Genomic DNA, 7,995 nt, shown 5'->3' on the forward strand with positions numbered 1-7,995 from the left:
CCAGCTAGACAGGTTCGGCGGCTATGGCTAGCTTCTGGCCATCACGCCCCTGTGCTTTAGGTCATCGGTGTCGCTTTTCCAACCTGAGCGTGTCGTGTTTCTCACCTTTGATACGCGATAAATCAAAGGCTTGTGCCGACTTATGGTTGATTATCAGATCTTATTGGGGGTGTTATGTGACAGCAATGTCGCCTAATTTATCGTTATGCTTTTTGACAAGACGAAGGGATCACATGTCAGCCCCAAAAGTTTTCATATCCTACTCGCATGACTCACAAGAACATAAAAAGTGGGTTCTAGATCTTGCCACACGGTTAAGAAATAGTGGTGTAGATGCAATAATTGATCAATGGGAGTTGCGCCCTGGGGATGATCTTCCGCATTTCATGGAAACTCACCTGGCTGACTCAGACTACGTAGTTATGATCTGCACTGACAAGTACGTAGAGAAGGCGAACTCAGGCGTAGGTGGCGTTGGGTACGAAAAAATGATCATCACGGCCGACCTGCTTTCAAACATTGACTCCAACAAGGTTTTGCCTGTCATACGGCAATTTGGTACGCACAATGTACCAACATTCCTAAGAACCAAGCTCTTTATAAACTTCTCCCGAGATGATGACTATGAATTCAGTTTTGATGAATTAGTTAGAACCTTTCATAACTCCCCAATCTTTAAGAAACCAGAAATCGGCAACAATCCATTCACTCCTGTAAGTGAGATACCACCAGAAAAAGCAGGCGATCCTATCAGAGATATTATGGAGTTCATCGTTGGTGACTTTGAGCGCGGCGAAGACTTTACCTATTACAAAGACCTAGTCCGCAGAGTAGGCATGTCTCGAATCATGCTAGACATTATTCTGACTGATATAGCAAAGAATGGCTATATTGTACGCGATCGCGACGGTGACATTCACTTACAAAGTGAAGGCAAGAAATATGCAATTCAACACAAATTAGTGATCGTCTAACAAGGGGTTAAAATCGTTCGCTGCGCTCACTGGGGTGGGTTAAAGCCTGCCCCTTAACCAAACGTAGAGTCCGCTATTATGGCTAGCCAACCGTGGGCCTCTGGCCCCAAAGAGATTCTTGAACATGGAATCTCCCTTCTTAGGAAGGATAGTGACAAGAATCGAAGGCTCGCACTTTTAGCCGTTGACAACGCAATCGAGTTAACAATAAAGACATACCTAGGGCTTCCAAAAAGAATCAATGGAATTAATGTGCCGCGAAAGGAATATGCGGAGTTCAGTGAAAGCTTTCCGAAATTACTTGACGCGCTTGAAGCTTACGCAACAGAAAAATTATCCGGCATAGACTTAGGTGAGATTGAATGGTTTCACCGTTTACGAAATCAGCTATACCATCAAGGCAACGGGCTAACTGTCGATAGAGACAAGGTAGAAATTTACTCAGAACTTGCAAAATTATTATTTGAAAATTTATTTGAAACCACGCTCGAATTTGCCGCTGAAGATCAACACCAACTATTAGGTGAATTTCTCGCAGCTTGGGTTTCTTTCGAGAGAGTTGTTGCCGCTATTAGTTACACGCACCAGGACAAACTAAGCACTCTTCGCGGCCGCCCCCGCCCACCATTGATGGCTATATCCGAAATGGTCCGAGTAGGTGTCTTCGAACCGGAAGAAGCAGCTGAGATAAGTGAGCTACGAAAAATTCGGAACGAAGTTATCCATGGAATGGTTGACTACAAAACAGTCCTTAGTCGCAAAGTCATCCAGCGGCTTGAGGCAATCACAACCAAATATGAGAACACTATGTCAGAAGCCTAACAACTGGTTCAAGTCGTTCGCTTCGCTCACTCGGGACTGGCTAGAGCCGGCCCCTTAACCAAACATTAGCAGTTTAAGGAAAACTCCATGACCAGATCAGAAAGAGCAAGTCAAATCTGGGCTGTATTGGCGTTAGCTGCAAAGAACCGCCAATCCCTAACATATGGAATACTTTCAAAGTTAATCGGAGTTCCCGCTGCTGGACTCGGAAAGCTTCTAGAGCCAATTCAATCCTACTGCCTTATCGAAGAACTACCGCCGCTCACAATCTTGGTGGTCCAGCAAGATTCTGGCCTTCCTGGCAGCGGTTTTACGGGAGCAAAAGCAACCGAATATGCAAAAGATCAAATGAGAGTTTTTAGTTTTGACTGGGTGGAGCACGGAAATCCACAGCCAGATAAATTGGAGCAAGCAGCACAGCAACTGCCATCAAACGGTTAAGCCGCTAACAAATGGTTCAAGTCGTTCGCTGCGCTCACTGGGACGGGCCAAAGCCCGCCCCTTAATCAAACGTCAGAAAGGAAAGGGGGAGGACTAATCTGCTTCTGACTGGCGAGCACAATAAATCCGCTCGACATTTGATGGCTCTTTCCCTTGCTCCACGTCAGTTCCTGTTATTCAACTGATACCGCGATTTACAGTCACGCTGCCTTAGGCTTCCATCCTTCCCGACGTATGAGCAGATCCAATCCTCTGGCCTGTTCTGCTCTCCGATCACCATGATCTTCTGTTCTTCCTGGCGTTTTCGGGTTTGTTCGTATGGCTCGGCGGTGCCCCACTCTCTCGCGTCGACAAGGTTTATCGCGCCCTTCGGGGTGTAGTTCTGATCGTTGAATACGGTTTGCTTGGTGGCTGGGCTGTCTGAGCTGGTGGGTTGCTCAGGTTGCTGTCGAGACATTGCGTCTCGCCTTGCCTGCTCTTACACGATCTTGTCCCAGTCGTTCCTGGGCGTTGGCTCTGGTCGGGTAATCTCGGCAACCGGCTTGGGCTTCGGTTGCTGACTGTTCGTGGCCAGGTTCGTGACTGTGTTCTGCATGAAGGCCTGGCCGCAGTGTGAGCGCACCAAGGGTGACGACCATACCTATCACTCCAGCCAGTACCACACCCAGGTTGGCGCGTTTGCGCGGTCGGCTGGTCAGCCAATCGGGGGGCGTCGTCTCCTTTTTCTACGGCTTTGATCCTAATGAGGCTCAGGGGTGGGTGCCGTCCAGGGTGAAGGGTGGAGCGGTGCACTTCATCAACACCAAACCCAAGCGTCGCCGGTCGATCCCGATACCGCCCGAGCTGGAAGCGCGGATACTCCAGCACTTCAAGGCGTACGGCCTGTTCACCAACTGCCGCAACGCCTTCGATGAAGCGGTCGACAAGGCTGGGCTACGACTACCGGCCGGACAGGAAGCCCACGTACTGCGGCACACCTTCGCCTCTCACTTCATGGCCAACGGTGGCAGCATCCTTTCTCTTCAGAAGATTCTTGGGCATTCTTCGTTGAGCATGACGATGCGCTACGCTCACTTGGCCCCCGGACACATGCAGGATGTGTTGTCGTTCGGGCCCAGTCGGGACTTTCGACACTTCTTCGATACTTCCGCGAACGCTGATCCAGCAGGGCAATAAAAGCCTTGTGAATCAATAAGGAAGGCAATCACGCCCGGTGGCGTGGCCGGGCTTCAAACCCGGTGGGGGACGGCATCCGTTCCTGGGTGAGTTCGACTCTCACTGCCTTCCGCCACTTTCAAGGCGCAGGTTCACTCCCTCGTTGCTCGCTACAGGAGCCTGATGATCCTGCGAGGGGGAGGGGCGGTACCTGGTAGCGGATGATTGCCGGCTCAGGCACGTTTCTCGCCTACGTAGGAGACCTCGTCGCGCAGCATGCGAAGGTCTACGGCATCCTGATTGAGGCGGTGGACGAGGCGGAGCATCTGCTGGCGCAGTACCTCGTCCCGGGTGTTCTCTGCGGCGCGCATCAGCGCGAATGCCGCGTCTTCATTGTTGCTTGCTATGGAGTCTAGCGACTTGCGTACGTTGCGGATCAAGGTGAAACCCTCGGTTTAGACGCGTGCAAGGTAGGCAATGAATGTTACTGAAATGTTGCAGCGCATCAGCGTCGGACGAGTGGACAGGCCGAGAAACGCGGCTATCGTCATATTTTTGCAATGTCGTAGAGGGAGATTGGAGTAGCACCCTGAGCACGTGGGTGCTGCTCATACCTACTAGGCAAGGCCAACCGCATGGTTGGCCTTTTTTTTACCCGACCTGCCGATCTGAACCCGTATACCGATGGAGGCAGCATGGATATCTCGATTGAAAAGGTTGAGAGCAAGGGGACCGAGCAATGGATCGTCTGTACAGGCTCGCTGAAGATGAGTTTCAACGATCAGCCGTCTGCAATGGCGTTCTCGAGCAAGCTGAAGGAACGGGTTGAAGCGCCCCACTCGCTGCCAGTGATCGAGTCCGAGGCGTTCGAGCAGGTGACCGAGTTGGACTGCATCATCTGATGAGCCGAGGGTTCTTGCGCTTCGGGCGGGTGTCGGACGCGCCAGGAGTCCTTGAGCAAAGGGGGCATCCCATCGAGCAGAGTCGCCTCTCACTGCCTTCGGCCGGCCTCGGCAACTGTGTCGATAGACGCTGATTCCTCCATGGCCTGTAACATCCGGCTGGTTCCCGAGCCCCAGTTGCTGATGACTTTGATGGCATCCGCCAACGGAATGTCGACGGGATGGACCCGGGCGCCGTCCATGACGTAGGTGGCACCGGCAAAGGGCGTGGGGATCGACGGGACGAAGATGGTGAAGCGTGAGTCGTCGAGTATCTCGATGATGAAGGCCGGAGCCAGTGATCCGTGGATCTCTACGAGGGCTGGTTTCCAGATGCTGTCCTTGTTCTGACCTGCCAGCTGGTGGCTGAGGCTGCGAAACAGGGTATAGCCCGGAATCTTCTCGATGATGGTGCTTTCCAGTCTGACTCTGGCCCTGTGGCCGAGTGTGGTGCGCATGGCCAGGCCAAGGAGGAAGCACAGGGTCAGGACCAGCAGCAGCGACAGAATCTGCTCGGCCGGCAGATCTTCCGGTAGCAGGTGGATGAGTGGGTGGATCAGCCGCTCGGTCGATTGCATGCCCTTGAGCAGAACGATGATCGCCAGATATACGGGGATGATGAGCAGCAAGCCTGCCAGTATGCATTTCCCTGCGAACACAAGCGCCTGCTTCATGGCTGCTCTCCTTCCGTTGGCTGGTTGCATGCTCAGATGCGGCTGCCGAGCTGGCGGCCGTATGAGGTGGATCGTTATTTCGCGGCCCGAATCGTGAGAAAAGGTACGCCCCCTGGAATGCCTTGTTGGGCCCGTACATGCGCCGGATGAGTGACGCATCGCGTTTGTTGTTACGGTGGGCTGAGGCATGCAGAGCTTAGTACATGCGGGTGTTTTGTCATGGCCGACGGGACCTGCCTGGCAGTGCTGAGCCGTTGTCCTTGAGCCGTTGCACGAACGGATCGATGGCGCGTCGTGCCCAGGTGCGTCTGCTAGCCTTTGGCGGTGCACTTCGCATGCCCGACACGCGGCACCGATGCCTGATGCAGCAGGCATTACTCTCACACCCATCGGCCCTTTGGGGCCTTTCAGGCAGGGACGCACGATGAACAGACACGCGTTTGCTGTGGTTTCTTTCCGTTGGTTGCTGGCGCTACTGCTCTGTCTGTCATCACTGGCAAGCGCCGCAGAGCCATTGCCGAGCTGGAAGGAGGGGCCTTCCAGGCAGGCGATCCTGCGGTTCGTCGACGCGGTGACCCGCGAAGGGGCGGAGGACTACGTGGCGCCTGCCGAGCGCATTGCCGTGTTCGATAACGACGGCACGCTGTGGAGCGAGCTGCCCATGTATTTCCAGGTGTTGTTCGCCTTCGACGAGGTCAGGCGCCTGGCACCTGAAAATCCCCAGTGGCAGACCACCCAGCCGTTCAAGGCTGTGCTGGAGGGAGATCAGAAAGCCCTGAGCGAGAGTGGCATGCAGGGTGTCATGCAGATCGTCACGGCCACGCACACCGGTATCACCACTGCGGAGTTCTCTGCCAGGGCTCGCGCCTGGCTGGCCAGCGCCAGGCACCCTGAAAACGGCAGACGGTATACCGAGCTGGTCTTCCAGCCGATGTTGGAGCTGCTCGACTACCTGCGTGCGCATGGCTTCAAGACCTACATCGTGTCAGGCGGCGAGGTGACGTTCATCCGTGCCTTTGCCGATGAGGTCTATGGCATTCCGCCAGAACAGGTGATCGGCACCACCTTCGCTACGCAGTTTCAGGACCAGGGCGGCGAGTTGTCGATCCTGCGCCAGCCCAGGTTGTTGCACAATGATGATGGTCCCGGCAAACCGGTCAGCATCGAGCAGGTCATCGGGCGTCGGCCGATCCTGGCATTTGGCAATTCCGATGGGGATCTGCAGATGCTGCAGTGGACTGCGGCAGGTAACGGCCGGCGTCTGCTGGGCCTGGTCCATCATACCGACGCTCGGCGGGAATGGGCTTATGACCGCGACTCGCATTTCGGCCGCCTGGACAAGGCGCTGGATGAGGCGCGCCGCAGAGGCTGGACAGTCGTCGATATGGCTGGCGAATGGCGTCGTGTTCACCCTTTCGAGACATTGCAGCCCTGACGGCGGCGTTACCTAAGCCCCTGCACGCCATCGTTGCCTGGGTCGAAGCCGTCGCGCGTCATCCGCTCGGCGAATGCCTGACGGGCGGCTGTGCCAGTGAGCAGTTGCGTTTTCAGCAGCGCCAGGTCATCGGCTATCAGCCTCACCAGCCAGCCGCGTCCATAGCAGTCCTGGTTGATCAGGGCCGGTCGCCGGACGACTTCGGCGTTGCTGCTGTGCAGGATGCCGCTCAGCGGGCTGCGTGCGGAGGAGGCGGCCTTGGCGAATTCCACGACGCCGAAGCTGCGGTTCTGCTCGATGCGCTGGCCGTCGCGCTTGGGCGTGAAGGCGAAGATCTGCCCGTATAGCGCGCAGCCATATGCGGTCAGACCCAGAGTGAGGCAGCCATCCGCTTCTTCGCGCAGCCACAGGTTGTGCTCCGGGGCGTAGAGCAGGTCATCGGGAAAGGCCAGGCCGTGCAGGTTCATGGCGGTCCTCAGAGGGTCAGCACGCGATCGTATTCCAGAATCATCTGCGCCAGTTCACCGCCGCTGGCGATCTCGTCCAGCTCGGGGATCAGGGCGTTCTCATCGATGACGACGCCCGGCGCACGGCACATCAGCACGCGCGCTCCCGCCAGTTTCGCTTGCTGAATGAAGTGGCGAATCGGTTCGCCCTGTTCGCTGGCGCGCAGGGTGTCGGCGACCGATAGCTGCGCGAGCTGCGCGGCTTCACCACTGAGGAACAGGGTGACCTCGGCGTCCATGCAGGCCAGCAGGGTCGCGGTGTGAAAGGGTGCGGCGCAGCGGGCCGGGGTGCTGGGGCCGCTGCTGACGATGATCAGCACACGCCGCACCGCACTCACAAGGGTTTCTCCAGTTGCACCAGGGCGACGCGGCTGCCATCCGGGGCGCGGCGCTCGACGATGCCGACGGTGCGGTAGCCCATGCGGCTGTAGAGCAGCAGGCCGCCCGCGTTGGCGTTGAAGCAGGACACCTTCATCAGCGGCACCTTGTAGTGTTCGCGGGCGATGCGCTCCATCACGCTGACCAGGTACTGCGCCACCCCTCGGCTGCGTGCCCAGGGTGCCACCATCAGGTTGCCCAGGGCGCAGAACTCGCCGTGTTGCCACTGGTAGAAGTTGGCGAAGCCGGCGATCTTGCCGTCCAGCTCCACGACGACACTGTCGCGGCGCTCGGCGATGGCGGCGGCGAGCTGGCCGACATCCAGCGGCCAGATGGCCTTGGGGTAGCAGAAGAACAGTTCATCGGCGTTCTGTGGAAAGCCGACCACGGTCTGGAGGTCGGCGGCTGTGGCGGGGCGGTGCTGCAGGTGGGCATTCACGCGCTGCGTTCCTCGTTCAGCGTGGTGGATATTGCGAGAGCACCTGGGTGACGGTGTCGCGGATCGCCCGTTCCCGCTCGGCGGGGCTCGGCGGCTGGTTGCGCATGATCTGCTCGCCGCTGCCGCGCCAGACCAGCTTGCCGTCGCGGGCGTCGTACAGGTCGATCTGCAGGGTGGCGACCTTGTAGTCGACGCGCCGGGTTTCGGTGAAGGCCGGGCCGCCCCAGTAG

Annotated in this window: 11 protein-coding genes, 1 tRNA gene and 1 pseudogene; 7 read left to right on the forward strand and 6 right to left on the reverse strand. The window is 56.9% G+C overall.

The features are described 5' to 3' along the window. Nucleotides 1-233: 233 nt before the first annotated feature. The 5 genes and pseudogenes from EPK82_RS22460 (at nt 234) to EPK82_RS22480 (ending at nt 3,528) form a co-directional block, all read left to right on the forward strand. Entirely contained in the window at nt 234-974 is a 741-nt protein-coding gene (locus tag EPK82_RS22460) for a toll/interleukin-1 receptor domain-containing protein (protein WP_134678091.1), read from the forward strand. 78 nt (nt 975-1,052) lie between these two features. Further along, entirely contained in the window at nt 1,053-1,796 is a 744-nt protein-coding gene (locus EPK82_RS22465; protein WP_134678092.1) for a hypothetical protein, read from the forward strand. Nucleotides 1,797-1,883: 87 nt separating this feature from the next. Next, nucleotides 1,884-2,237, forward strand: coding sequence for a hypothetical protein (locus tag EPK82_RS22470; protein WP_134678093.1), 354 nt, complete (start codon nt 1,884-1,886; stop codon nt 2,235-2,237). Nucleotides 2,238-2,981: 744 nt separating this feature from the next. Next, nucleotides 2,982-3,413 (forward strand): annotated as a pseudogene (locus EPK82_RS22475) (tyrosine-type recombinase/integrase); the annotation flags it as partial. A gap of 19 nt (nt 3,414-3,432) precedes the next feature. Continuing rightward, nucleotides 3,433-3,528, forward strand: a tRNA-Sec gene (locus EPK82_RS22480). Between the two features lie 97 nt (nt 3,529-3,625). Here EPK82_RS22480 and EPK82_RS22485 read toward each other — a convergent pair. Then, nucleotides 3,626-3,832 carry a hypothetical protein gene (locus tag EPK82_RS22485; protein ID WP_080757014.1) on the reverse strand — a complete coding sequence of 69 codons (207 nt, stop codon included), beginning with the start codon at nt 3,830-3,832 and terminating at the stop codon, nt 3,626-3,628. A 255-nt stretch (nt 3,833-4,087) separates the two neighbouring features. On the opposite strand from EPK82_RS22485, the gene EPK82_RS22490 reads away from it, so the two are divergent. Next, on the forward strand, nt 4,088-4,294 hold the full coding sequence (locus EPK82_RS22490; RefSeq protein ID WP_134678095.1) for a hypothetical protein: 207 nt from the start codon (nt 4,088-4,090) through the stop codon (nt 4,292-4,294). A gap of 89 nt (nt 4,295-4,383) precedes the next feature. Here EPK82_RS22490 and EPK82_RS22495 read toward each other — a convergent pair whose 3' ends face one another. Next, complete coding sequence (locus tag EPK82_RS22495; protein WP_134678096.1) at nt 4,384-5,007, reverse strand: DUF502 domain-containing protein; 624 nt, start codon at nt 5,005-5,007, stop codon at nt 4,384-4,386. Between the two features lie 424 nt (nt 5,008-5,431). Here EPK82_RS22495 and EPK82_RS22500 point away from each other — a divergent pair, with 424 nt between their 5' ends. Next, nucleotides 5,432-6,442: an HAD family hydrolase gene (locus EPK82_RS22500; protein WP_134678097.1), complete on the forward strand. Its 1,011-nt coding sequence runs from the start codon at nt 5,432-5,434 to the stop codon at nt 6,440-6,442. Nucleotides 6,443-6,450: 8 nt separating this feature from the next. On the opposite strand, the gene EPK82_RS22505 is transcribed toward EPK82_RS22500, so the two are convergent. From EPK82_RS22505 to EPK82_RS22520, 4 genes are all read right to left on the reverse strand, one after another. Further along, entirely contained in the window at nt 6,451-6,909 is a 459-nt protein-coding gene (locus EPK82_RS22505; protein WP_134678098.1) for a glycine cleavage system protein H, read from the reverse strand. Between the two features lie 8 nt (nt 6,910-6,917). Continuing rightward, a complete protein-coding gene (locus tag EPK82_RS22510) occupies nt 6,918-7,286 on the reverse strand; it encodes a DsrE family protein (protein ID WP_134678099.1) in 369 nt (122 codons plus the stop codon). Then, complete coding sequence (locus tag EPK82_RS22515; protein ID WP_134678100.1) at nt 7,283-7,765, reverse strand: GNAT family N-acetyltransferase; 483 nt, start codon at nt 7,763-7,765, stop codon at nt 7,283-7,285. Before EPK82_RS22515 ends, EPK82_RS22510 begins: the two co-directional genes overlap by 4 nt. Nucleotides 7,766-7,781: 16 nt before the next feature. Beyond that, the coding region (locus EPK82_RS22520; protein ID WP_134678101.1) for a DUF4136 domain-containing protein at nt 7,782-7,995 on the reverse strand (214 nt) is incomplete at its 5' end.

This window comes from Ectopseudomonas khazarica (genome assembly GCF_004521985.1).
Classification (GTDB): domain Bacteria; phylum Pseudomonadota; class Gammaproteobacteria; order Pseudomonadales; family Pseudomonadaceae; genus Aquipseudomonas; species Aquipseudomonas khazarica.